The following is a 22,553-nucleotide window of genomic DNA, read 5'->3' as shown; positions in this document are numbered from 1 at the left end:
CATTTTTGTCAACTAAAAAATTTTATCGAAGTGTAGCAAAAATACAAAAAAGCGGATGACAAAGCACATCCTTTGAGCTAGGTTCAGCTCACAAAAGAGGCAAGGAGTTCAAATTCTTGTCATTTCGCGGTCAAGTCTTGGGAGGATCAGATCTTAGGCGCGCTTGTCGCAGCCCCGGTAACGGTTAAGGATCACGCGAAACTTGAAAACAAGGCTTAACCGCCTTGTTTTTTTTTGCTTTCTCGTCACCCGGAACGAATAAAGCGCGAATGCCTTCGTCGCCGCTTCCTATGCCTGCAAATCATGACAGGGAAATGACGGGCTCCCGACGATCCGCCTTATTCTGCCGCCTACTCGTCCACCTATTCGAAGGTCGGGACGATCACCGGAATGTCGCTGATGCCGACGCCGAAATAAGCGGATGCGACGTAGTAGCCCACATAGAGCAGTGTCGAGATCACCGTCGTCAGCAGCACGACGCGGCCGCCGCGAAACCGGGCGGGAGCGCTTTCCACAGTCCCTATGGTCACCTCACCGTCTTCCTGCTGGGTGCGATAACCAAGCGGAAGGACGATGAAGAGCACGGTCCACCAGATGATGAAATAGATGGCCGCGACCGTCAAAAGAGGCATGATTTCGACTCGATTCCGGTTCGAAGAATTGGCGCCCTTATAGGCTGAAAGGCAGGCAAGCTCAAACCGAGAGACCCCGGCGTGATGTCACAGCTGTGGGAATCATACCTGTTCGAGCTCGATCAAGGTGCCGTTGAAGTCCTTCGGATGCAGGAAAAGCACAGGTTTTCCATGAGCTCCGGTCTTCGGATTGCCGTCTCCAAGCACCCGCGCGCCGGCTGCCTTCAACGTGTCACGCGCAGCGACGATATCGTCCACCTCGTAGCAGATATGGTGCATGCCGCCGGAGGGATTTTTCTCCAGAAAAGCCGCAATCGGCGACTCGGGGCCGAGCGGTTCGAGCAGTTCCACCTTGGTGTTGGGGAGCTCGACGAAGACCACAGTGACGCCATGCTCCGGCAAGGCCTGGGCCTGCGAGACGCGGGCGCCGAGCGTATCGCGATACATCGTGGTCGCGATGCCAAGATCCGGCACGGCGATGGCGATGTGATTGACGCGTCCGAGCATGTTTCCGTCCTCCCGAGTGTGGGCTGCAGCAAAGGGAAAAGGCTGCCGACCCCGGCAATACCCCCCTCTGCCCTGCCGGGCATCTCCCCCTCAAGGGGGGAGATCGACCCGCGGCCCTGTCGCTATTCCAAAGTCGCCGCGACCTCTCCGTCCCCTCAGAGACGCGTAACGAACACCGTCACGATCGGCTTCTTGCCCCAGGCCTCGTTGGCGGTGGAGCGGACGGCGCGGCGGATCGCCTCGCGGACCATGTCGAGATCCTTGCGGCGCGCGCGCGGGATGCTTTCGACGGCGCCGAGCACGGCGTCATAAAGCGTATCCTCCATGTCCTCACCCTCGTCGTCGAATTCCGGCAGACCGAAGGCGATGAGATCGGGATCGGTTACGAAGTCATAACGGGTGTCGAGCAGGACGTTGACGGAGACATGGCCGACGAAAGAGAGCTTTCGGCGGTCGCCGATGCCCATTTCCTCGAAATCGCCGATCAGCTTGCCGTCCTTGAAGATGCGGCCATGCGGCGCATCGCCGATGACCTCGGCCGGGCCAGGCGCAAGGCGCAGGATATTGCCGTTGCGGACCCGCGGAATGGTCTTGATGCCGGCGGATGCGCCGAGCTCGGCCTGGGCCGTCAGATGCGCGGCCTCGCCGTGAACGGGCACGAGGATCTGCGGACGGGTCCATTGGTACATCTGCACCAGTTCGCTGCGGCGCGGGTGGCCGGAGACGTGGACGAGCGCGTCGCTGTCGGTGACGATCTTGATCCCCTGCTCGATCAGGCCGTTCTTGATCTCGATGATCGCCTTTTCGTTGCCGGGAATGGTGCGCGAGGAAAAGACCACCGTATCGCCTGACGTCAGCGCCACATGGCGCATCTCGTCGCGGGCGATCTTGGCAAGGGCCGCGCGCGGTTCGCCCTGGCTGCCGGTCAGGATCACCACGATCTTGTCACGCGGGATATAGCCGTATTCGTCCTCGGCGATGAAGGGCTTCAGGCCTTCCATGATGCCGATATCGCGGGCGACGCCGACGACGCGTTTCAGCGAGGAGCCGAGTAAAAGGACTTCGCGGCCGGCGGCGTCCGCAGCCTGGGCGATCGAGCGGATGCGGCCGACATTCGACGAGAAGGTGGTGATCGCTACCCTGCCCTCGGCCGCCTCGATGATCTGGCGCAGGCCTTCGGAGACTTCCTCTTCCGATGGCGAAACGCCCTCGCGCATGGAGTTGGTACTGTCGCACATCAGCGCCAGCACGCCTTCGTCACCGATCTTGCGGAAGCGCGCCTCGTCGGTGAACGGTCCGAGCGACGGCGCGTGATCGATCTTCCAGTCGCCGGTATGGACGACATTGCCGAGCGGGGTGCGGATGACCAGCGACATCGGCTCGGGGATCGAATGGTTGACGCCAACGGCCTCGATCTCGAACGGGCCGATATTGATGCGGTCGCCGGCCTTGAAGATCGTCACCGGGATTTCAGCGCGCGAACCTTCGTAGTTGCGTTTCGCCTCCAGCATGCCGGCGGTAAACGGCGAGGCATAGACGGGCACGTTGAGGCCCGGCCACAGATCGTTCATCGCGCCGTAGTGGTCCTCGTGCGCATGGGTGATGATCATCGCCTTGAGATGGCTGCGCTGGCTGGCGAGGAAGCGGATATCCGGCAGCACGAGATCAACGCCCGGCAGATCCGGTCCCGGAAAGGTCACGCCGCAATCGACCATGATCCACTGGCGCTTCTCCGGCGTTCCATAGCCGTAGAGGGCGAGGTTCATGCCGATCTCGCCGACGCCGCCAAGCGGCAGAAACACCAGTTCTTCTTGGTTTGCCATTTTCTTTGTCTATTCCATTCCTTGAAAAAATACATCACCGGCGGCGATCGACACAGCCAAGCCCAATCCGGTGTCGAGCAGCAAAAATCCTTTGTCATCGATACCTGCGAATGTGCCAACAAGCGAGCGATCCGGCAGGTTCACGGTGATTTTTTCGCCGATGCCGCAGGCGACCTCGCGCCAGCGCCGGCTGATTTCGGGCGTGCCCCGGCCCTCATCCCAAACACCCAGAACCTGCGCCATCTCCCTGAAGAGATGGGCGAAGAGCTCTTCAGGCGAAATGTTGGCGCCGTGATCGGCAAGCCGTGTCACCGCGTAGGCCGCACTGTCGGGCATATGGCGGATATTGATGCCGATGCCGATGACGAGCGCGCGGCGGCCATCCGGCAGCCCTTCGCCCTCCAGCAGAATACCACAGGTCTTCTTGCGGCCGATGAGAATATCGTTCGGCCATTTGACGTCGAGCGGCTCGCCGCCCGGCGGCAGAACCGACCTGACCGCGGCATGGACCGCGACGGCGACCGCGAGCGGCAAAGAGCCGATCCTCTCCGGCGGCGCGGGATCGATCAGCAGCAGCGAGGCATAGAGATTGCCGGGTTCCGATGTCCAGGCCCGGCCACGGCGACCACGGCCGGCGAGCTGGCGCGTCGCGGTCAGCCACAACAAACCGGAATCGCCCGCGCGAGCGCGGGCGAGACATTCGCTATTGGTGGATCCGACTTCGTCGAGCGCCTCGTGGCGGAACGCATCGAGCGAGAAGCGGCCCCTTGCTCCCGGCATTCTCAGAAGAAAGACTTCGCGGCGGCACTTGCCGCCGTGCCGATCGGTCCGCCGATCAGCACATAGGCCGTCACGAAGAGACCGGAGAGACCGAAGACCAGGCGCAGTTCGCCGGAGATGCGGGCAAACTCACCCTTGGCTTCATCAAACCACATCAGCTTGACGATGCGCAGGTAATAATAGGCGCCGACGACCGAGGAGAGCACGCCGATGACCGCCAGGGCATAAAGCTTGGCTTCGATCGCCGCGACGAACACGAAATACTTGGCGAAGAAGCCTGCGAGCGGCGGAATGCCGGCCATCGAGAACATCAGCGCGGTCAGCACCACCGCCATGAACGGCTTGGTGGCCGATAGGCCGGCGAGATCGTCGACATTCTCGACATTGCCGCCTTCCTTGCGGCGCATCGCCATGATGCAGGCGAAGGTGCCCAAGGTCATGACCATGTAGATGGTCATGTAAAGGACGACGCCCGAGACACCCGTCTCGGAGCCGGCGGCAAGGCCGACAAGCGCGTAGCCCATGTGGCCGATCGAGGAATAGGCCATCAGTCGCTTGATGTTGCGCTGGCCGATCGCGGCAAACGAGCCGAGCAGCATCGAAGCGATCGAGACGAAAACGATGATCTGGCGCCAGTCGGCGATGATCGGCAGGAAGGCATCCGAAGCGATGCGGACGAGGATCGCCATGGCGGCAACCTTCGGACCGGCAGCGAAGAAGGCCGTGACCGGGGTCGGTGCGCCTTCATAAACGTCCGGCGTCCACATGTGGAACGGCACGGCGGAGATCTTGAAGCAGGCGCCGGCGAGCACGAAGACCATGCCGAAGATCAAGCCCAGGCCGCGGGTCTCGGCTGAGAGAACCTTGGCGATGCCTTCGAAACCGGTATTGCCGGTGAAACCGTAGACCAGCGACATGCCGTAAAGCATCATGCCGGAGGAGAGCGCGCCGAGGACGAAGTATTTCAGACCGGCTTCGGTCGAGCGCAGGCTGTCCCGGTTGAAGGCGGCGATGACGTAGAGCGCCAGCGACATCAGTTCGAGGGCAAGATAGAATGCGATCAGGTCGTTCGCCGAGATCAGCAGCAGCATGCCGAGCGTCGACAGAACCAGAAGCACCGGGAACTCGAAGCGGTTGAGCTGATCCGACTTCGCATGGCCGACGGACATGACCATGGCGGTGATCGAGCCGATGAGCGCCAGGACCTTCATGAAGCGGCCGAAGGCATCCAGCTTGAAGGCGCCGCCGTAGGCAACGCCCTCGCCTGGCATGAAGATCAGCCACAGGCCGGCAACCGCCAGCAGCGCCACCGCCAGCCCCGTCACCGTCGGCGCGGACTTGTCGCCGGAGAAGACGCCGATCATCAGAAGAGCGAGCGCGCCCACGGCCAGGATGATCTCCGGCATCGAGAGCTGCAAGCTTAGGGAGAGAATTTCAGCGGTCATGTCCAGTCTTGTCCCGTCTCAGTGCACGTTGAGTGCAAGGTCTTTCGCCGCTGCCAGGGCTGCGGAATAATTGTTCACCAGCATGTCCACCGATGCTGCCGTCGCATCGAAGATCGGCGCCGGATAGAAGCCGTAGAAGATGGTGACGGCGATCAGCGGATAGAGGATGAGCTTTTCGCGGCCAGAAAGGTCGAGCAATGCCTTGAGGCTTTCCTTCTCGAGCGCCCCGAAGATGACCCGGCGATAGAGCCAGAGCGCGTAGGAGGCCGAGAGAATGACGCCGGTCGCCGCGAACAGCGCCACCCAGGTGTTGACCCGGAAGACACCGATGATCGTCAGGAATTCGCCGATGAAGCCGGACGTGCCCGGCAGGCCGACGTTTGCCATCGTGAAAATCATGAAGGCGACGGCATATTTCGGCATGTTGTTGACGAGGCCGCCATAGGCGGAGATCTCGCGAGTGTGGAGCCGGTCATAGACAACGCCGACGCAGAGGAAAAGCGCCCCCGAGACGACGCCGTGCGACAGCATCTGGAAGAGCGCGCCTTGCACGCCCTGGACGTTCGCCGCAAAGATGCCCATGGTCACGTAGCCCATGTGGGCGACCGAGGAATAGGCGATCAGCTTCTTGATGTCGTCCTGCATCATCGCCACCAGCGAGGTGTAGATGATGGCGATCACCGACAGCGAGAAGACCAGCGGCGCGAAATGTTCCGACGCGATCGGCAACATGGCGAGCGAAAAACGGATCATCCCGTAACCGCCGAGCTTCAGCATGACGCCGGCAAGGATCACCGAGCCCGCGGTCGGCGCCTGGACGTGCGCATCCGGAAGCCAGGTATGCACCGGCCACATCGGCATCTTGACCGAGAAGGCCGCAAAACAGGCAAGCCAGAGCCAGGTCTGCATGCCGGCCGGGAAACCGTATTTCAAGAGTTCGGTAATGTCGGTGGTGCCGGCCTGCCAGTACATCGCCATGATGGCGAGCATCATCAGGACAGAGCCGAGCAGCGTATAGAGGAAGAACTTGTAGGACGCGTAGACGCGGTCCTTGCCGCCCCAGACGCCGATGATGACGAACATCGGAATGAGGGTCGCTTCGAAGAAGACGTAGAAGAGCACGACGTCGAGCGAAACGAAGACGCCGGTCATGACCACTTCCAGAAGCAGGAAGGCGATCATGTACTCCTTGAGGCGCTTTTCGATCGTATTCCAGCTGGCGAGCACGCAGAACGGCATCAGGAAGGTCGTCAGGATGACGAACAGCATGGAGATGCCGTCGACGCCGAGATGATAGGAGATGCCGGTGCCGAGCCAGTTGTGCTTCTCGACCATCTGGAAGCCGGAATTCGAATTGTCGAAACCGATCCAGATGAACAGCGAGACGATGAAGGTGAAGACCGTCGTGAACAGCGAGACGTTGAGGATATTGCGGCGCCCGAAGGGGCCGTCTTCCCGTGTCAGAAGCAGCAACAGTACGCCGACCAGCGGCAGGAAGGTGACCGTCGAGAGAATTGGCCAGTCGGTCATTAGATCGAGCTCCCGAGCATCATCCAGGTGACGAGGGCGGCGATGCCGATCAGCATCGCGAACGCATAGTGATAAAGGTAACCGGACTGCAGCTTGACCACCCGGTTGGTGACGTCGACCACGCGGGCGGCAACGCCGTTCGGGCCGTAGGTATCGATGACGCCGATGTCACCCTTCTTCCACAGGAACCGGCCGAGCGCCTTGGCGGAACGGACGAAGAGGAAGTCGTAGAGTTCGTCGAAATACCACTTGTTGAGCAGGAACTCGTAGAGGACCTTCTGTGAAGCGGCGAGACGACGGGGGGTCGACGGCGACTTGATGTAGAAATACCAGGCAGTGACGAAGCCGACCGCCATGGCGATGAACGGGCTCCAGGCGACCAGGACCGGCACGTGATGAAACTCTTCGAGGATCTTATTGTCCGGAAGCGTGAACAGCGCGCCCTTCCAGAACTCCGGATATTCGTGGCCGAAGAAATAACCTTCGAACAGCACGCCGGCGACAACCGCACCAGCAGCAAGGATATAGAGCGGCGCCAGCATGACCATCGGCGATTCATGCACATGATGCATGACGTCGGCCGACGCGCGCGGCTTGCCGAAGAAGGTCATGAACGCGAGGCGCCAGGAATAGAAGCTGGTGAACAGCGCGGCGATGACCAGAAGCGTGAAGGCGAAGCCCGCCACCGGCGAATGCGACGAATAGGCGCTTTCGATGATCACGTCCTTGGAGAAGAAGCCGGCGAAACCGAGCATCGTTCCGGGGATACCGACGCCGGTCAGCGCCAACGTGCCGATCGTCATCATCCAGAAGGTGACCGGAATGTGCTTACGAAGGCCGCCCATGTAGCGCATGTCCTGTTCGCCATCGACGGCATGAATGACCGAGCCGGCGCCAAGGAACAGCAGCGCCTTGAAGAAGGCATGCGTGAACAGGTGGAAGATCGCCGCGCCATAAGCGCCGAGGCCGAGCGCCACGAACATGTAGCCGAGCTGCGAGCAGGTCGAATAGGCGATGACGCGCTTGATGTCGTTCTGGACGAGGCCGACGGTCGCCGCGAAGAAAGCGGTGATCGCGCCGATGACGGTGACGACAAGCAGAGCATTGGGCGACAGTTCGAAGATCGGCGACATGCGGGCGACGAGGAAGACACCGGCCGTCACCATGGTCGCGGCATGGATGAGCGCCGAGACCGGGGTCGGGCCTTCCATGGCGTCCGGCAGCCAGGTGTGCAGCAGGAACTGCGCCGACTTGCCCATCGCGCCCATGAACAACAGCAGGCAGACGATGGTGATCGCACCGCTCTTGGTCACCTCCATGCCGAAGATGTTGGCGATGACCTGAGACGCCTCCGGAGCGCCTGCGGCCGGCAGATAGGTGGCGGCAGCCGCAAAGATCGTCTCGAAGCTGATCGAGCCGAACAGCACGAAGACACCGGCAATGCCGAGCACGAAACCGAAGTCGCCGACGCGGTTGACGATGAAGGCCTTCATGGCGGCGGCGGATGCCGACGGCTTCTTGAACCAGAAACCGATGAGCAGGTAGGACGCCAGACCGACGCCTTCCCAGCCGAAGAACATCTGGGCAAGGTTGTCGGCCGTAACCAGCATCAGCATCGCGAAGGTGAACAGCGACAGATAGGCGAAGAAGCGCGGCCGATGCGGGTCGTGGTGCATGTAGCCGATCGAATAGACATGCACGAGCGTCGAGACGGTGTTGACGACGACGAACATCACCGCCGTCAGCGTATCGACGCGGAAGGCCCATTCGACGTCGATGCCGCCGGACTGGATCCAGCGCATCACCGGGACCTTGATCACTTCGCCTGCTTCGCCATGGGCGAGCGCGACGTTGAAGAAGACGATCCAGGAGAGCACGGCCGCTATGATCATCAGGCCGCTGGTGACGTATTCGGACGCCTTTGCACCGATCGAACGGCCGAACAGGCCGGCGATCAGGAAGCCGATCAGGGGAAGAAAGACGATTGCCTTGTAGATCATGACCCGATCAGCCCTTCATCATATTGACGTCTTCGACGGCGATCGAACCGCGATTGCGGTAGAAGACGACGAGAATTGCAAGACCGATGGCCGCTTCGGCGGCCGCCACGGTCAGAATGAACAATGCGAAGACCTGGCCGACGATGTCGTTCAGGAAGGAGGAGAAGGCCACCATGTTCAGGTTGACCGAGAGCAGGATGAGCTCCACCGACATCAGGATGATGATGACGTTCTTGCGGTTCAGGAAGATGCCGAAGACGCCGAGCGTGAAGAGGATGGCGCTGACCGTGAGGTAATGGGAAAGTCCGATTTCCATTTTTCTTGTTCCTTGTTCCCGCCTCAGACGCCCTGGCCCGGCTTGACCTTGACCACTTCGACAGCGGTCGCGGGCGTGCGGGCCACCTGCTGTGATATGTCCTGACGCTTGATGTTGGTGCGGTGTCGCAGGGTCAGCACGATCGCGCCGATCATCGCCACCAGAAGCACCAGGCCGGCGATCTGGAAGAAGTAGACGTAATTCGTATAGAGCACGTCGCCGAGCGCCGCCGTGTTGGTGCGGGTCGCCGGGTTCGGGATCGGCATGGTGATCGATTTCGCCGCTTCCGGGGTGAGCACGCTGCCACCGACAACGACCACCAGTTCCGCAGCCACGATAAGGCCGATCAATATGCCGATCGGCGCATATTGCAGCACGCCGGAGCGCAGTTCCGCAAAGTCGATGTCGAGCATCATGACGACGAAGAGGAAGAGGACCGCGACTGCGCCGATATAGACGACCAGCAGGATCATCGCCAGGAATTCGGCGCCCGTCAGCAGGAAGAGACCGGCGGCGTTGAAGAAGACCAGGATGAGGAACAGCACCGAGTGCACCGGGTTCTTGGCCGAAATGACCATGAACGCCGACGCCACCGCGATGAACGCGAAGAGATAGAAGAAGATTGCCTGCAGACCCATCGTGGTGCCTTTTCGTCCCTCACCGGGATCGGGACGAATGCCCCTACCCGTCGAAACCCGGCCTTTTGATATGCGCCGGGTATTTCATCCAGATGTCACCGGCACCGCCCGCTGATTGGGGGCGCCGGACAAATCACCCCGCCTTAGCGGTAGGGCGCATCGATTGCCATGTTGCGAGCGATTTCGCGCTCCCAGCGGTCGCCGTTTTCCAGGAGACGCGCCTTGTCGAAATAGAGTTCTTCGCGCGTCTCGGTCGAGAATTCGAAGTTCGGACCCTCGACGATCGCATCAACCGGGCAGGCTTCCTGGCAAAAGCCGCAATAGATGCACTTCACCATGTCGATATCGTAACGCACCGTGCGGCGGGTGCCGTCGTTGCGGCGCGGGCCGGCCTCGATGGTGATCGCCTGGGCAGGACAGATCGCCTCGCAGAGCTTGCAGGCGATGCAGCGTTCCTCGCCGTTCGGATAACGGCGCAGCGCATGCTCGCCACGGAAACGCGGGGAGACGGGGCCCTTTTCGAACGGATAGTTGATCGTCGCCTTCTGCTTGAAGAAGTAGCGCATCGACAGGAAGAACGCGCCGACGAACTCCTTCAGGAACAGCGAATTCACGGCTTGGCCGAGACTTGCCATCTTTATTCTCCAATGATGCTAAAAGCTTGGGCGGACATGTTCACGGTCATGATCATGCCCATCCCGTCAGCTTCAGCACGAATGCGGTAATGACGACCATGGCGAGCGACAGCGGCAGGAAGATCTTCCAGCCGAGGCGCATGAGCTGGTCGTAGCGGTAACGCGGTACGAAGGCCTTCACCATGGCGAACATGAAGAAGACGAGCATCGACTTCAGCATGAACCAGACGATGCCCGGTACCCAGTTGAGGAGCCAGATATCGACCGGCGGCAGCCAGCCCCCGAGGAACAGGATTGTCGTCAGCGCGCACATCAGGCAGACGGCTGCGTATTCGCCGAGCATGAACATCATGTATGGCGAGGAGCCGTACTCGACCATAAAGCCGGCGACCAGCTCCGATTCCGCTTCGGGAAGATCGAAGGGCGGGCGGTTCGTTTCGGCAAGCGCCGAGATGAAGAACACCACGAACATCGGGAACAGCGCCAGCCAGTGCCAATCCAGGAAGGAAGCAGGCAGGCCCATCCTCGTGCCGAGGCCGTCATGCTGGGCATTGACGATATCGGTGAGGTTCAGCGAGCCGACGCAGAGCAGAACGGTGACGATGACGAAGCCGATCGAGACTTCATAGGAGACCATCTGCGCCGCCGAGCGGAGCGCGCCGAGGAACGGATATTTCGAGTTCGAAGCCCAGCCACCCATGATGATGCCGTAGACTTCGAGCGAGGAGATCGCAAAGATATAGAGGATGCCGACATTGATGTTGGCAATCACCCATCCGTCCGCGAGCGGCACCACCGCCCAGGTCGACAGGGCCAGGAGCACGGCAACCAGCGGTGCGAGCAGGAAGACGGCCTTGTTGGCGCCAGCCGGAATGACCGGCTCCTTGAAGACGAACTTCAAAAGGTCGGCGAAGGACTGGAACAGGCCGAAGGGGCCGACGACGTTCGGGCCGCGGCGCAGCTGGACGGCCGCCCAGATCTTGCGGTCGGCAAGCAGAACATAGGCGATGAAGACGAGCAGGCAGACCAGCAGCAGCAGCGACTGCGCGACCATGACGATGCCCGGCCAGACGTAGATGGAAAAGAACGAGTCCATGTTCAAAATTACTCCGCCGCAGCCTGGAAATTGTTGCGGGCCAATGCCGAGCATTCAGCCATGACGGCCGAAGCGCGAGCGATCGGGTTCGTCAAATAGAAGTCTTTGATCGGCGACGCAAACCCGGACTTGGTCATACCACCGGCTTTTTGGCCAAGTGCGGCAATTTCGTTCACCGAGCCCGCTGCAATCTCGTCGACGGCGGCGAAATGCGGGTAGTCGGCATAGAGTTTTGCACGTAGGGCGCTCAGCGAATCAAATGGCAGTTTGTTTCCGAGCACATCGGAGAGCGCGCGGATGATCGCCCAGTCTTCGCGAGCCTCGCCCGGCGCGAAGCCGGCGCGGTTGCCCATCTGGACGCGGCCTTCGGTATTGACCCAGGTGCCGGACTTTTCGGTATAGGCCGCCCCCGGCAGGATGACGTCGGCATTGTGCGCGCCGGCATCGCCGTGGCTGCCGATATAGACGGTGAACTTGGCGCCCTTCTTCGAGAAGTCGAGTTCGTCGGCACCGAGCAGGAAGAGAACGTCCATGCCGGTCAGCTGGGCGCTGGCATTGGCGCCGTTCGCACCCGGAACGAAGCCGAGGTCGAGGCCGCCGACGCGGGCAGCGGCGGTGTGAAGCACGGCAAAGCCGTTCCACTCGTCGGTCAGCGCGCCGACCGAGCCGGCAAGCTGGGCGGCCGCGGCCAGAATCGCCGCGCCATCCGGACGGGAGAGAGCCCCCTGCCCTATGATGATCATCGGATTCTTTGCAGCCCGCAGCTTATCGGCGAAGCTGTTTGCGCCGGAAGCGAGGTCGGAGAGCGTTTCGGCGCCTGCACCGAGATAGTCGTAGACGTAACGCAGTTCGCTGACTTCGCCGATCACGCCGATCGGGAAGTTGCCGCGGCGGAAGCGCTTGCGGATGCGAGCGTTGAGGACGGCTGCCTCGAGACGCGGATTGGCGCCGATCAGGAGCAGTGCGCCGGCCTGTTCGATGCCTTCGATCGTCGGGTTGAAGATATAGCTTGCGCGGCCGAGCGACGGATCAAGCGCCGTCCCGTCCTGGCGACAGTCGAGATTTTCCGATCCGAGCGACCGGATCAGCTCCTTTAGGGCATACATTTCTTCGACCGAAGCCAGATCGCCGGCGATCGCGCCGATCTTTGCAACGGACGTTGCGGAAACCGCAGCCTTGATGGCGCCGAAGGCTTCGCCCCAGGATGCAGCCTGAAGGCGGCCGTCCTTGCGGACGTAGGGCCGGTCGAGGCGCTGGGTCTTCAGGCCGTCCCAGATGAAACGGGTCTTGTCGGAGATCCACTCCTCGTTCACCTGCTCGTTGACGCGCGGCATGATGCGCATCACTTCGCGGCCACGGGTATCGACGCGGATCGCCGAGCCGACGGCATCCATCACGTCGATCGATTCGGTCTTGTTGAGCTCCCACGGACGGGCGGTGAAGGCGAAGGGACGCGAGGTGAGCGCGCCGACCGGGCAAAGGTCGATGACATTGCCCTGCAGTTCCGAGGTCATGGCGCTTTCGAGATAGGTGGTGATCTCGGCATCCTCGCCGCGGCCGATCAGGCCGAGCTCGGAAATGCCGCCGACTTCGGTGGTGAAGCGGACGCAGCGCGTGCAGTGGATGCAGCGGTTCATCACGGTCTTGACCAGCGGGCCGATATACTTGTCTTCGACGGCGCGCTTGTTTTCCGTGTAGCGGGAGCTGTCGATGCCAAAGGCCATCGCCTGGTCCTGCAGATCGCATTCACCGCCCTGGTCGCAGATCGGGCAATCCAGCGGATGGTTGATCAGCAGGAATTCCATCACGCCTTCGCGGGCCTTCTTGACCATCGGCGTATTGGTGAAGATTTCCGGCAACTCGCCGTTCGGGCCGCCGCGGACATCGCGCACACCCATGGCGCAGGAGGCTGCCGGCTTCGGCGGGCCGCCCTTCACTTCGATCAAGCACATGCGGCAATTGCCGGCGACCGAAAGACGTTCGTGGAAACAAAAGCGCGGGACCTCGGCGCCGGCTTCCTCGCATGCCTGAAGCAGCGTGAAATGATCCGGAACTTCGACCTCTTTGCCGTCAACCTTCAGCTTAACCATCGTCTCACTTACGTCCTTAGTTCCATCCTTTGGGTCTCCTGGGGGTCAGGCGACTCGGGGACATGTTCTTTTATTTCAACAGAGCTTTCGCCTGGCCGACCCAGTCGTCGCGGCTGATGCGTCCCTCGAAACCCAATTGCTTGTCGAAGCGGGCGATATCGGTCTCGTTCCAGGCAGCAACCTGTGCAAGGCTCGTTACGCCCAGGCCGTTCAACACTTCCGCCAGCTTCGGACCGATGCCCGAAATCTGCTTCAAGTCGCCGCCCGCAGGTGCCTTGGCCGTCTTCGCCTTCGCCGGCTTTACCGGTGCCGGCTGCCTGGCCGAAACCTTCGGAGCAGCCTTGGGCGCAGCTTTTGCCGGCGCAGCCTTGGCGGCCGGCTTCTTGACCGGTTCGGCAACGGGTGCCGCCTTGAGAACCGGAGCAGCTGCCTTGCGCGGCGCCTTCGGCTTTTCGGCGAGCGGCGCGGGCTTTGCGGCAACGGCAGCAACAACCGGCTCCACGACCAATGGTGTTTCCACAGGCGCCGGAGCTTTGGCGGGTGTCGCGGCGGTCGGTTTTTCCTCGGTCGCCTTCTGGCGGCTACCTGCTTCCATCGCGCCCTGCAACGCGCCGAAGAACACCCCGGCCATCTGCGTGGCAATACCGAAACCGATCGCGGTTGCGGCAGCCATGTTCGCCATCAGCGGATTGAGCTTCATTGCCTCGGAAAAATCGGGCATGCGCGCTGGATCGAGCGCCGGACGATCCGTCGTCTCCCGTTCATGCTCTTTGCCCGACTTCGTCACGTGACTACTCCGCAGCTTCCAGGACGGCGCCATGCGCCGTCGCGTTTCGGGTATACTGGTCGATACGTGCTTCGATCTCCGGACGGAAATGCCGGATCAGGCCTTGAACAGGCCAAGCCGCCGCATCGCCGAGCGCGCAGATGGTGTGACCTTCGATCTGCTTGGTCACCTGGAACAGCATGTCGATTTCGCGCTTCTGGGCATTGCCCTTGACCATGCGCTCCAGCACCCGCCACATCCAGCCGGTGCCTTCGCGGCACGGCGTGCACTGGCCGCAGCTCTCGTGCTTGAAGAAGGCCGAGATGCGGGCGATCGCCTTGATGACGTCCGTCGACTTGTCCATGACGATGGCGCCGGCGGTGCCGAAGGAGGAGCCGACGGCGCGCAGGCCGTCGAAATCCATCTGGCAATCCATGATGTCCTTGGCCGGCACGATCGGGCAAGATGCACCGCCGGGGATGACCGCCAGCAGATTGTCCCAGCCGCCGCGAATGCCGCCGGCATGCTTGTCGACCAGCTCGCGGAAGGTGATGCCCATTACTTCTTCGACGGTGCACGGCTTGTTGACGTGGCCGGAGAGCATGAACAGCTTGGTGCCGACATTGTTCGGACGGCCCATGGACGAGAACCAGCCGGCGCCGCGGCGCAGGATGGTCGGAGCAACAGCGATCGATTCGACGTTGTTGACCGTGGTCGGGCAGCCGTAGAGGCCCATGTTGGCCGGGAACGGGGGTTTAAGGCGCGGCTGGCCCTTCTTGCCTTCCAGGCTTTCGAGCAGCGCTGTTTCTTCGCCGCAGATATAGGCGCCGGCGCCGTGGTGGACGTAGATGTCGAAATCCCAGCCAAGCTTGTTGTTGCCACCGAGCAGGCCGAAATCATAGCACTCGTCGATCGCCGCCTGCAGCGCTTCGCGCTCGCGCATGTATTCGCCGCGCACATAGATGTAGGCCGTGTTGGCGCCCATGGCGAAACCGGCGATGACGCAGCCTTCGATCAGCGTATGCGGATCGTGGCGCATGATCTCGCGGTCCTTGCAGGTGCCGGGCTCGGATTCGTCGGCATTGACCACCAGGTAATGCGGACGGCCATCCGATTCCTTCGGCATGAAGGACCATTTGAGACCGGTCGGGAAGCCTGCGCCGCCGCGGCCGCGAAGGCCCGAAGCCTTCATCTCGTTGATGATCCAGTCCCGGCCCTTCTCGATGATCTCCTTGGTGCCATCCCAATGGCCGCGGCTCATCGCGCCCTTCAGGGACTTGTCCTTGAGGCCGTAGATATTGGTAAAGATGCGATCCTGATCTTTCAACATGATCTATTCCACAAGTCCGTCGCGATTAAGCCGGTTGTCAGTCGATATATTGCAGCCTTTTTCAAAGGCCGCACACAAATTCTCAAATGTCACGACTCACCTTCAGTCGTGGTTTTGCGCCGTGTGCGCTTCGGCTTCAAGTCGCCGGAGACTGCACCCGGTTCCGGCGGCGCGCCTTCCGCGGCACTGCCGGGCGTCTTCGCAGCCGGTTTGCTCTTCGCAGTCGCCGAAGGCGGCTGCTTCTCCGCGGCCTTGGCATTCGCTGCGGCAGCCGCCGGGGCGGTGGCAGGGGTCTTCAACTTCGGGTCCGTCTCCGCCGCCGTGTCCTTGGGACGACCTGCGTCGGCCGGAGGAACGCTTGCAGCCGCCGCGGCCTCTTCGGCGCTCGGATGCGGGTCGAGGTTGGTGCGGACCGGCTTGATCTCGTCGTTCAACGTCTGCGGGCCGCCCTCGGGCGCCGAGAAGATGCGGTCGATCTGGGGGCCGGGCTTGATCTCATGGCCCTTGCCTGCCTCGAAAGCGTCGATGATCTCCTCGAGACGCTGCGGCGTCAGGTCCTCATAGGCATCCTTGAAGATGATGACCATCGGCGCGTTGACGCATGCGCCTTGGCACTCGACCTCTTCCCACGACAAAGTGCCCTCTGCATTCAGCGCGAACGGATCGTGATGGATCTTGTGCTGACAGACTTTCATCAGGTCTTCCGCGCCGCGCAGCATGCAGGGCGTGGTGCCGCAGACCTGGATATGGGCGCGGGTGCCGACCGGCTTCAGCTGGAACTGGGTGTAGAAAGTCGCGACTTCGAGGACCCGGATATAGGGCATATCGAGCTTGTTGGCGACGAACTCGATCGCCGCGCGGGTCACCCAGCCATCCTGTTCCTGCGCACGCATCAGGAGCGGGATGACAGCCGATTGCTGCCGGCCTGCCGGATATTTCCTGATCGTTGCCTCGGCCCAGACGGCATTTTCGTCATTGAAGGCGAATATTGCCGGCTGCACCTGGTCTTCGGCTAATCGACGAACGGACATTCTTTTCCACGCCTTATCAGTTTATGGATCCACACCGCGATTTCGTGAGCGACACGAATTCGCAGGCATAGGCAGACTTGTCTTTCTGCATGAACACTATGAACTTTGTTCCACTGGGAACGGAGGTCTTGATCTCATATCCTTCGGACAGGAGATCGCGCATCGATTTCGATCCGCCGGCTTGCGTCGAAATCGCGCCATCCGTCTGCGCCTGCTGCGCGAACGCAACCGGGGCGGCAGAGATAACGGCAGCGAAAACGACGGCGCGCAGCATCAGCGGTCCACCTCGCCGAAGACGATGTCGATCGAGCCGAGCACCGCCGAGACGTCGGCCAGCTGGTGACCCCGACAGATGAAATCCATCGCCTGGAGATGGGCATAACCCGGCGCGCGGATCTTGCAGCGATAGGGCTTGTTGGTGCCGTCGGCGACCAGGAAGACGCCGAACTCGCCCTTCGGGGCCTCGACCGCCGCATAAACCTCGCCGGCCGGCACGTGATAACCTTCGGTATAGAGCTTGAAGTGATGGATCAGCGCTTCCATTGACCGCTTCATCTCGCCGCGCTTCGGCGGCACCACCTTGCCGTCCGCAGACGAGAACGGGCCAGTCCTGGCGTCGCCGAGCAGACGGTTGACGCACTGCTTCATGATCTTCACCGACTCGCGCATCTCGATCATGCGGATCAGGTAACGATCGTAGCAGTCGCCGTTCTTGCCGATCGGGATGTCGAATTCGAGGTCGGAATAGCACTCGTAAGGCTGCGAGCGGCGCAAGTCCCAGGCAGCTCCCGAACCGCGGACCATGACGCCGGAAAAGCCCCAGGCCCAGGCGTCTTCGAGCTTGACGACGCCGATATCGACATTGCGCTGCTTGAAGATGCGGTTGCCGGTGAGCAATTCGTCGATGTCGTCCAGCTTTGCCGGGAATTCATCGCACCACTTGCCGATATCCTCGACCAGTTCCGGCGGCAGGTCCTGATGGACGCCGCCCGGACGGAAATAGGCCGCATGCATGCGCGAGCCCGAGGCGCGCTCATAGAACACCATCAGCTTCTCGCGCTCTTCGAAACCCCAGAGCGGCGGCGTCAGCGCGCCGACGTCCATCGCCTGCGTGGTGACGTTGAGAAGATGCGAAAGGATGCGGCCGATTTCCGAATAGAGAACGCGGATCAGCTGGCCGCGGATCGGGATCTGGATATCCAGGAGCTTTTCGACGGCGAGCGCGAAAGCATGTTCCTGGTTCATCGGCGCGACGTAGTCGAGGCGGTCGAAATAAGGGATCGCCTGCAGATAGGTCTTGGTCTCGATCAGCTTTTCGGTGCCGCGGTGAAGCAGGCCGATATGCGGATCGACGCGCTCCACGATTTCGCCGTCGAGCTCCAGCACAAGGCGCAACACGCCATGCGCCGCCGGATGCTGCGGTCCGAAATTGATATTGAAATTGCGGACGTTGTGTTCGGTCATTCTGCTTGCTCCATGCCGGGCGAACAATCGCACCGAGCGGGAAAGAAGTGCGGACGGGCGGCGCGGCTGCGCCGATCCCTAAGCTTTCGCCTTTTCGTCGCCGGGGAGCACGTAGTCGGTGCCTTCCCAGGGGCTCAAGAAATCGAAATTGCGGAACTCCTGGCGCAGTTCGACGGGTTCGTAGACGACGCGCTTGGCGTTGTCGTCATAACGGACCTCGACGAAACCGGTGGTCGGGAAATCCTTGCGCAGCGGGTGGCCTTCGAAACCGTAGTCCGTCAGGATGCGGCGCAGGTCCGGATGGCCGGTGAACAGGATGCCGTACATGTCCCAGGCTTCGCGCTCGAACCAGTCGGCGCCCGGATAGACCGGGCAGGCAGACGGAACCGGCTCGTCCTCGGCGGTCGCGACCTTGACGCGGATACGCTGGTTCTGGCGCGGCGACAGAAGGTGGTAGACGACGTCGAAACGCTTTTCGCGTGCCGGATAGTCCACTCCGCAGATGTCGATGAAGCTGATGAACCCGCATTGCACGTCGTCGCGCAGGAAGGTCAGCAGCGGCAGCAGGTTTTCCGCGGTCGCCGTCAGCGTCAGTTCGCCATAGGCGATCTGCGCGTCCGCCACGAGGGACGCACGCGCTTCGCGAATATAGGTCGAAAGCTCGTTCAGGGCTTCACTCATGATCTTGTCCAATTACCCTTAGCCTCTGGCCCTCAGCGCTCGATCGTGCCGGTCCGCCGGATCTTCTTCTGCAGCAGAAGCACGCCGTAGAGCAGTGCCTCCGCCGTGGGGGGACAGCCCGGAACATAGATGTCGATCGGCACGACGCGATCGCAGCCACGCACCACCGCGTAGGAATAGTGGTAATAGCCGCCGCCATTGGCGCAGGAGCCCATCGAAATGACGTAACGCGGCTCTGGCATCTGGTCGTAGACCTTGCGGAGCGCGGGCGCCATCTTGTTGGTCAGCGTGCCGGCGACGATCATCACGTCCGACTGGCGCGGCGAGGCACGCGGCGCAAAACCGAAGCGCTCGACGTCATAACGCGGCATCGAAAGCTGCATCATCTCGACCGCGCAGCAGGCGAGGCCGAAGGTCATCCACATCAGCGAGCCCGTGCGGGCCCAGGTGATCAGCTCATCCGTGGAGGTGACGAGAAAACCCTTGTCGGCGAGTTCATTGTTGATCTCGCCGAAGAACGCGTCGTCGCTGCCGATGGGCTTGCCCGTATTCGGATCGATAATGCCCTTGGGCTGCGGCGCGACGAGAGTGCTGCCGTTGTCGACTACTCCCATTCCAGCGCTCCTTTCTTCCATTCATATATAAAGCCGATCGTCAGAACGGCGAGGAATACCATCATCGACCAGAAGCCGAACCAGCCGACCGCGCCGAAAGACACGGCCCAGGGAAACAGGAAGGCCACTTCGAGATCGAAGATGATGAAGAGGATCGAGACCAGGTAGAAACGAATGTCGAACTTCATGCGCGCATCGTCGAAGGCATTGAAGCCGCATTCGTAAGCCGAAAGCTTTTCCGAATCGGGCGCCTTGTAGGCGACGGCGAACGGCGCAACCAGAAGCGCGATGCCGATCACCAGGGAAATGCCGATGAAAATCGCGATCGGGATATAGGAAGTGAGGAGTTCACTCATTGTATTCGATCCCAGCTTGCCTGAAGCGTCGGGAGACGACGCCTGAATATCAATGCACAGGCAAAGCGAACGTGCATTGCAACAAGCCGTGGTTAGCGCAGCCGAAGCCCCGGCGCAAGCTTTTTGAATGTCGCATCCTGCGCCAAAATGGAGCAGTTCAAACGATTATCAGCGGCTGTATCATAGCGACAACCTCAGACCGTGACCATGAGGAACCGGTGGCGGCCGGATCGTATCGGGAAGCATGTTCTTCTGGGTGGCGAATGGCGCGAGTGACGGGGCTCGAACCCGCGACCTCCGGCGTGACAGGCCGGCACTCTAACCGACTGAGCTACACCCGCGCATAATGCCGACCAGCGGCAGCCGCCTTATGCGCAAGACGCGCAATCGGCGGAAAGTTCGAATAAGAGAATGGCGCGAGTGACGGGGCTCGAACCCGCGACCTCCGGCGTGACAGGCCGGCACTCTAACCAACTGAGCTACACCCGCGCATTTCTCTTGAGGCCGAAACCTCGGAGCCGGGCGACCTCAATCGCTCGGTTGAGCGGCTAACTAAGAGGTTCGCGATCGGGTGTCAAGCGCGTTTCAAGACAAAAGGATGACGTCCCGTCGCTTTGCCCTCTCCTGCCCCATATGCGCCCCTGTCCAGTCGGCTCTTCCCCAAAATTTTCAAAAAAACATCATGAAAGCCCTTGCGATTTTTCCGCGATCCGCATAGATCACGGCCACCGACGCGGCGGGCCTTGTTGCTCCGCAATCGCGAACGGGCGATTAGCTCAGTTGGTAGAGCGCCTCGTTTACACCGAGGATGTCGGCGGTTCGAGTCCGTCATCGCCCACCATTCTATTTCCTCAGTATCGTTCGAACCCATTGCGCTATAAGGCTTTTTGCCCATATCGACGTCACGAATGGGTCTCGCATGTGCTCGCCGTTCTCCGCTATTATTGCCAATGCCTCTTTATCTTCATGACCGGCTTGAAGCGACATCCCGCCTCACAAGCTCCAGTCTCGTGCGGTTTGGAGACCGAACTTCCAGCGGAGAGCCTAGTATCGAAGGGCTCGGGAAAGCACCTATTAAACGATTGCGCTTATTCGTGAGTAGCAATTAGGTTGGATCTTCATCACTCGACTTCGGATCCACCGTGCCCGCTCCTTTTCACTACCACTCGGTAACAACCATCAACGAAAGTCGGTCGCGCGAAATAGTTTGGCGACGACTTACCCAATTTCAGGATATTGACCGATCTGCTGAAAGGTTGATGCGCCAGCGCCCTGACATTCCGCCAGGGCAGAGAAGTAACGTTAAGAAACAAATTCACCAGCTCTCGTTCTCTTTGACGCAGGCGAAGGAATTTTTTAAATCGGCTGAAGCCAGCGGCCCGACTACCCGCGCATTGCAAACCTATTACGGACTAACGGCTCTTGCGAACGTCAAAATTCTCTGGGAAGGAACTGGCGACGACTGCTTTGAGCGTCGCAATGGTCGTTACAACGCCCATGGGTTGGAGCTGAAACTTGGCGATCAAGTGCTCAACTTTGGAGCGGAGCCTAAACGATATTTGGATAGGTCATTGTCTGGCCTTTTCGGCCTGTGGCACAAATATGCAACTCATATCCCGCAATACGCAGAAAGCATCGACCAACATGGATATGAAAGCAACAGTTCAGCGTTGCGCGCTGTATCATCTGTAACCCGCCTTTCTGAAATTACTTTCCCCAGTAATCACTTAACCCTACTCGAATGCCTTAGGCACATCCCAGCGCTTCAGCAAAGTTTATCGGCCTATGGGATAAAACCGAATTTGGTCCGAGGCCGTATTCAGCTTCAAAACTCGTTCGATACCAACGAGAATCGGACGCGGGGAACTCGAACCTATACACTACATCCTTCGGACGAAGAAATTAGGCTCGGAGTTATGGAGAAATTTTTATTTCCAGCTCAGTATTTTGAAGACTTCAATATCATATCTCCACCGAACGGCATTATATTAAATATAGATACCATTCGACCCTCGGAGAAACACGGCTCTTCTCCAGAAACATTTAGCGGTGACAGAAACCTTTGTTATTTTATAGGAGATGGAGATTTCTTAAACGAATTTGGATATTACCATATTGGACTATACATAGCAGGAATGATTACGCGATATCACCCTACCTATTGGATCAAAGAACTCCAGATCAATTCGATTGCAACCGCCTTAGTTGACGAACTGGTCGACTCTGCGCTGACTAGAGTGCCACTTTTAGTTCTCAGCCTGCTAGAGAGGTCTGTCTTCATCTACGATTGACACCGGCCCCTGACGCGGGGAAGAACATCCGCCGTGAGCGCGACAGCTCGCTCCATTCCGGCCGCCCCTATAGTCTCCGATCCGCGAGGCATATCAGGCATTTCACCGTCGAACGCTTCCGGGTGCCAGCAATCATTCAGCGAATCTTTTCCGCCACTTCGTCCCCGCTCCTCAACCCGTTCCTAAAATCGGTTCCGAACTGCCCGTCTGCGGATAGACGCTCGGGCGCAGCCTGGAGCACGAGGAGACAGGAATGGGAAAACATCATCTCAGACACGGCATCGACATGGGAGGCGCCGGCGGATGCGCTCGGTGCCGGACGGCGAACGTTCGCGGCGGGAGGGGATGATGCTGGATCTTGGACTTTCCCTGACTGGTCCCGGCACGTTTCCCGGCGTCGGTGAGCCGCCCGAGGAGGGCGGGTTCATCCTGATGGATGCCGAAGGCAACGCGCTTGCCGACACAGAAAACAATCAGCTCACCATCAGCCAACTCACGATCCGCCGATTCATCGGCCTGGAGGACTGA

22 protein-coding genes and 3 tRNA genes are annotated in these 22,553 nt (G+C 60.5%); 3 read left to right on the top strand and 22 right to left on the bottom strand.

All coding sequences use genetic code 11. The features are described 5' to 3' along the window. Positions 1–362: 362 nt before the first annotated feature. From ACZ9IU_RS08460 to ACZ9IU_RS08355, 22 genes are all read right to left on the bottom strand, one after another. Positions 363–632 (bottom strand): DUF1467 family protein, encoded by a 270-nt coding sequence (locus ACZ9IU_RS08460; RefSeq protein WP_038542008.1) that lies wholly within the window; start codon positions 630–632, stop codon positions 363–365. Between the two features lie 102 nt (positions 633–734). Further along, positions 735–1,139, bottom strand: a complete 405-nt coding sequence (gene mce, locus ACZ9IU_RS08455) for a methylmalonyl-CoA epimerase (RefSeq protein WP_038542006.1) — start codon at positions 1,137–1,139, stop codon at positions 735–737. A 155-nt stretch (positions 1,140–1,294) separates the two neighbouring features. Next, positions 1,295–2,962 (bottom strand): ribonuclease J, encoded by a 1,668-nt coding sequence (locus tag ACZ9IU_RS08450; RefSeq protein ID WP_038542004.1) that lies wholly within the window; start codon positions 2,960–2,962, stop codon positions 1,295–1,297. A 9-nt stretch (positions 2,963–2,971) separates the two neighbouring features. Next, positions 2,972–3,742, bottom strand: a complete 771-nt coding sequence (locus ACZ9IU_RS08445) for a biotin--[acetyl-CoA-carboxylase] ligase (protein WP_038542002.1) — start codon at positions 3,740–3,742, stop codon at positions 2,972–2,974. A gap of 2 nt (positions 3,743–3,744) precedes the next feature. Continuing rightward, positions 3,745–5,187, bottom strand: a complete 1,443-nt coding sequence (gene nuoN / locus ACZ9IU_RS08440) for an NADH-quinone oxidoreductase subunit NuoN (RefSeq protein WP_038542000.1) — start codon at positions 5,185–5,187, stop codon at positions 3,745–3,747. Between the two features lie 18 nt (positions 5,188–5,205). Continuing rightward, on the bottom strand, positions 5,206–6,717 hold the full coding sequence (locus tag ACZ9IU_RS08435) for an NADH-quinone oxidoreductase subunit M (protein ID WP_038541998.1): 1,512 nt from the start codon (positions 6,715–6,717) through the stop codon (positions 5,206–5,208). Continuing rightward, complete coding sequence (nuoL, locus tag ACZ9IU_RS08430) at positions 6,717–8,717, bottom strand: NADH-quinone oxidoreductase subunit L (protein ID WP_038541996.1); 2,001 nt, start codon at positions 8,715–8,717, stop codon at positions 6,717–6,719. The genes ACZ9IU_RS08435 and nuoL overlap by 1 nt, the downstream gene beginning before the upstream one ends. Positions 8,718–8,724: 7 nt before the next feature. Then, complete coding sequence (nuoK, locus tag ACZ9IU_RS08425) at positions 8,725–9,033, bottom strand: NADH-quinone oxidoreductase subunit NuoK (RefSeq protein ID WP_007772674.1); 309 nt, start codon at positions 9,031–9,033, stop codon at positions 8,725–8,727. Between the two features lie 23 nt (positions 9,034–9,056). Continuing rightward, on the bottom strand, positions 9,057–9,671 hold the full coding sequence (locus ACZ9IU_RS08420) for an NADH-quinone oxidoreductase subunit J (protein WP_038541992.1): 615 nt from the start codon (positions 9,669–9,671) through the stop codon (positions 9,057–9,059). 143 nt (positions 9,672–9,814) lie between these two features. Beyond that, a complete protein-coding gene (gene nuoI, locus ACZ9IU_RS08415) occupies positions 9,815–10,306 on the bottom strand; it encodes an NADH-quinone oxidoreductase subunit NuoI (RefSeq protein WP_037080524.1) in 492 nt (163 codons plus the stop codon). Positions 10,307–10,358: 52 nt separating this feature from the next. Next, positions 10,359–11,402, bottom strand: coding sequence for an NADH-quinone oxidoreductase subunit NuoH (gene nuoH / locus ACZ9IU_RS08410; RefSeq protein ID WP_038549028.1), 1,044 nt, complete (start codon positions 11,400–11,402; stop codon positions 10,359–10,361). A gap of 8 nt (positions 11,403–11,410) precedes the next feature. Continuing rightward, a complete protein-coding gene (gene nuoG / locus ACZ9IU_RS08405) occupies positions 11,411–13,492 on the bottom strand; it encodes an NADH-quinone oxidoreductase subunit NuoG (protein ID WP_038541990.1) in 2,082 nt (693 codons plus the stop codon). A 70-nt stretch (positions 13,493–13,562) separates the two neighbouring features. Beyond that, positions 13,563–14,279, bottom strand: a complete 717-nt coding sequence (locus ACZ9IU_RS08400) for a helix-hairpin-helix domain-containing protein (protein WP_038541988.1) — start codon at positions 14,277–14,279, stop codon at positions 13,563–13,565. Positions 14,280–14,283: 4 nt separating this feature from the next. Further along, positions 14,284–15,588 (bottom strand): NADH-quinone oxidoreductase subunit NuoF, encoded by a 1,305-nt coding sequence (nuoF, locus tag ACZ9IU_RS08395; protein ID WP_038541986.1) that lies wholly within the window; start codon positions 15,586–15,588, stop codon positions 14,284–14,286. 89 nt (positions 15,589–15,677) lie between these two features. Further along, a complete protein-coding gene (gene nuoE / locus ACZ9IU_RS08390) occupies positions 15,678–16,619 on the bottom strand; it encodes an NADH-quinone oxidoreductase subunit NuoE (RefSeq protein WP_244447489.1) in 942 nt (313 codons plus the stop codon). A 16-nt stretch (positions 16,620–16,635) separates the two neighbouring features. After that, positions 16,636–16,893: a hypothetical protein gene (locus tag ACZ9IU_RS08385; protein WP_038541984.1), complete on the bottom strand. Its 258-nt coding sequence runs from the start codon at positions 16,891–16,893 to the stop codon at positions 16,636–16,638. Continuing rightward, positions 16,893–18,083 carry an NADH-quinone oxidoreductase subunit D gene (locus ACZ9IU_RS08380; RefSeq protein WP_038541982.1) on the bottom strand — a complete coding sequence of 397 codons (1,191 nt, stop codon included), beginning with the start codon at positions 18,081–18,083 and terminating at the stop codon, positions 16,893–16,895. The genes ACZ9IU_RS08385 and ACZ9IU_RS08380 overlap by 1 nt, the downstream gene beginning before the upstream one ends. Before the next feature lie 78 nt (positions 18,084–18,161). Further along, positions 18,162–18,764: an NADH-quinone oxidoreductase subunit C gene (locus ACZ9IU_RS08375; protein ID WP_038549024.1), complete on the bottom strand. Its 603-nt coding sequence runs from the start codon at positions 18,762–18,764 to the stop codon at positions 18,162–18,164. A 32-nt stretch (positions 18,765–18,796) separates the two neighbouring features. Further along, positions 18,797–19,378 (bottom strand): NuoB/complex I 20 kDa subunit family protein, encoded by a 582-nt coding sequence (locus ACZ9IU_RS08370; RefSeq protein WP_038541979.1) that lies wholly within the window; start codon positions 19,376–19,378, stop codon positions 18,797–18,799. Further along, positions 19,369–19,734 carry an NADH-quinone oxidoreductase subunit A gene (locus ACZ9IU_RS08365; RefSeq protein ID WP_007754643.1) on the bottom strand — a complete coding sequence of 122 codons (366 nt, stop codon included), beginning with the start codon at positions 19,732–19,734 and terminating at the stop codon, positions 19,369–19,371. Before ACZ9IU_RS08365 ends, ACZ9IU_RS08370 begins: the two co-directional genes overlap by 10 nt. Before the next feature lie 264 nt (positions 19,735–19,998). Further along, positions 19,999–20,075, bottom strand: a tRNA-Asp gene (locus ACZ9IU_RS08360). Between the two features lie 71 nt (positions 20,076–20,146). Then, positions 20,147–20,223, bottom strand: a tRNA-Asp gene (locus ACZ9IU_RS08355). 276 nt (positions 20,224–20,499) lie between these two features. On the opposite strand from ACZ9IU_RS08355, the gene ACZ9IU_RS08350 reads away from it, so the two are divergent. From ACZ9IU_RS08350 to ACZ9IU_RS08340, 3 genes are all read left to right on the top strand, one after another. Further along, positions 20,500–20,575: transfer RNA gene (locus ACZ9IU_RS08350), tRNA-Val, on the top strand. A 418-nt stretch (positions 20,576–20,993) separates the two neighbouring features. After that, positions 20,994–22,025, top strand: a complete 1,032-nt coding sequence (locus ACZ9IU_RS08345; protein WP_157885104.1) for a YaaC family protein — start codon at positions 20,994–20,996, stop codon at positions 22,023–22,025. Between the two features lie 303 nt (positions 22,026–22,328). Then, complete coding sequence (locus tag ACZ9IU_RS08340) at positions 22,329–22,553, top strand: hypothetical protein (RefSeq protein WP_038541976.1); 225 nt, start codon at positions 22,329–22,331, stop codon at positions 22,551–22,553.

The sequence above is a fragment of the Mesorhizobium sp. USDA 4132 genome, assembly GCF_056279545.1.
This window is presented reverse-complemented; position numbering and strand designations above follow the sequence as displayed.

Excerpts from the sequence above, each read along its gene's own strand:
- ACZ9IU_RS08460 (WP_038542008.1), bottom strand. The coding sequence starts at position 632 with ATGCCTCTTTTGACGGTCGCGGCCATCTATTTCATCATCTGGTGGACC.
- mce (WP_038542006.1), bottom strand. The coding sequence starts at position 1,139 with ATGCTCGGACGCGTCAATCACATCGCCATCGCCGTGCCGGATCTTGGC.
- ACZ9IU_RS08450 (WP_038542004.1), bottom strand. The coding sequence starts at position 2,962 with ATGGCAAACCAAGAAGAACTGGTGTTTCTGCCGCTTGGCGGCGTCGGC.
- ACZ9IU_RS08445 (WP_038542002.1), bottom strand. The coding sequence starts at position 3,742 with ATGCCGGGAGCAAGGGGCCGCTTCTCGCTCGATGCGTTCCGCCACGAG.
- nuoN (WP_038542000.1), bottom strand. The coding sequence starts at position 5,187 with ATGACCGCTGAAATTCTCTCCCTAAGCTTGCAGCTCTCGATGCCGGAG.
- ACZ9IU_RS08435 (WP_038541998.1), bottom strand. The coding sequence starts at position 6,717 with ATGACCGACTGGCCAATTCTCTCGACGGTCACCTTCCTGCCGCTGGTC.
- nuoL (WP_038541996.1), bottom strand. The coding sequence starts at position 8,717 with ATGATCTACAAGGCAATCGTCTTTCTTCCCCTGATCGGCTTCCTGATC.
- nuoK (WP_007772674.1), bottom strand. The coding sequence starts at position 9,033 with ATGGAAATCGGACTTTCCCATTACCTCACGGTCAGCGCCATCCTCTTC.
- ACZ9IU_RS08420 (WP_038541992.1), bottom strand. The coding sequence starts at position 9,671 with ATGGGTCTGCAGGCAATCTTCTTCTATCTCTTCGCGTTCATCGCGGTG.
- nuoI (WP_037080524.1), bottom strand. The coding sequence starts at position 10,306 with ATGGCAAGTCTCGGCCAAGCCGTGAATTCGCTGTTCCTGAAGGAGTTC.
- nuoH (WP_038549028.1), bottom strand. The coding sequence starts at position 11,402 with ATGGACTCGTTCTTTTCCATCTACGTCTGGCCGGGCATCGTCATGGTC.
- nuoG (WP_038541990.1), bottom strand. The coding sequence starts at position 13,492 with ATGGTTAAGCTGAAGGTTGACGGCAAAGAGGTCGAAGTTCCGGATCAT.
- nuoF (WP_038541986.1), bottom strand. The coding sequence starts at position 15,588 with ATGTTGAAAGATCAGGATCGCATCTTTACCAATATCTACGGCCTCAAG.
- nuoE (WP_244447489.1), bottom strand. The coding sequence starts at position 16,619 with ATGTCCGTTCGTCGATTAGCCGAAGACCAGGTGCAGCCGGCAATATTC.
- ACZ9IU_RS08385 (WP_038541984.1), bottom strand. The coding sequence starts at position 16,893 with ATGCTGCGCGCCGTCGTTTTCGCTGCCGTTATCTCTGCCGCCCCGGTT.
- ACZ9IU_RS08380 (WP_038541982.1), bottom strand. The coding sequence starts at position 18,083 with ATGACCGAACACAACGTCCGCAATTTCAATATCAATTTCGGACCGCAG.
- ACZ9IU_RS08375 (WP_038549024.1), bottom strand. The coding sequence starts at position 18,764 with ATGAGTGAAGCCCTGAACGAGCTTTCGACCTATATTCGCGAAGCGCGT.
- ACZ9IU_RS08370 (WP_038541979.1), bottom strand. The coding sequence starts at position 19,378 with ATGGGAGTAGTCGACAACGGCAGCACTCTCGTCGCGCCGCAGCCCAAG.
- ACZ9IU_RS08365 (WP_007754643.1), bottom strand. The coding sequence starts at position 19,734 with ATGAGTGAACTCCTCACTTCCTATATCCCGATCGCGATTTTCATCGGC.
- ACZ9IU_RS08345 (WP_157885104.1), top strand. The coding sequence starts at position 20,994 with ATGCGCCAGCGCCCTGACATTCCGCCAGGGCAGAGAAGTAACGTTAAG.
- ACZ9IU_RS08340 (WP_038541976.1), top strand. The coding sequence starts at position 22,329 with ATGCGCTCGGTGCCGGACGGCGAACGTTCGCGGCGGGAGGGGATGATG.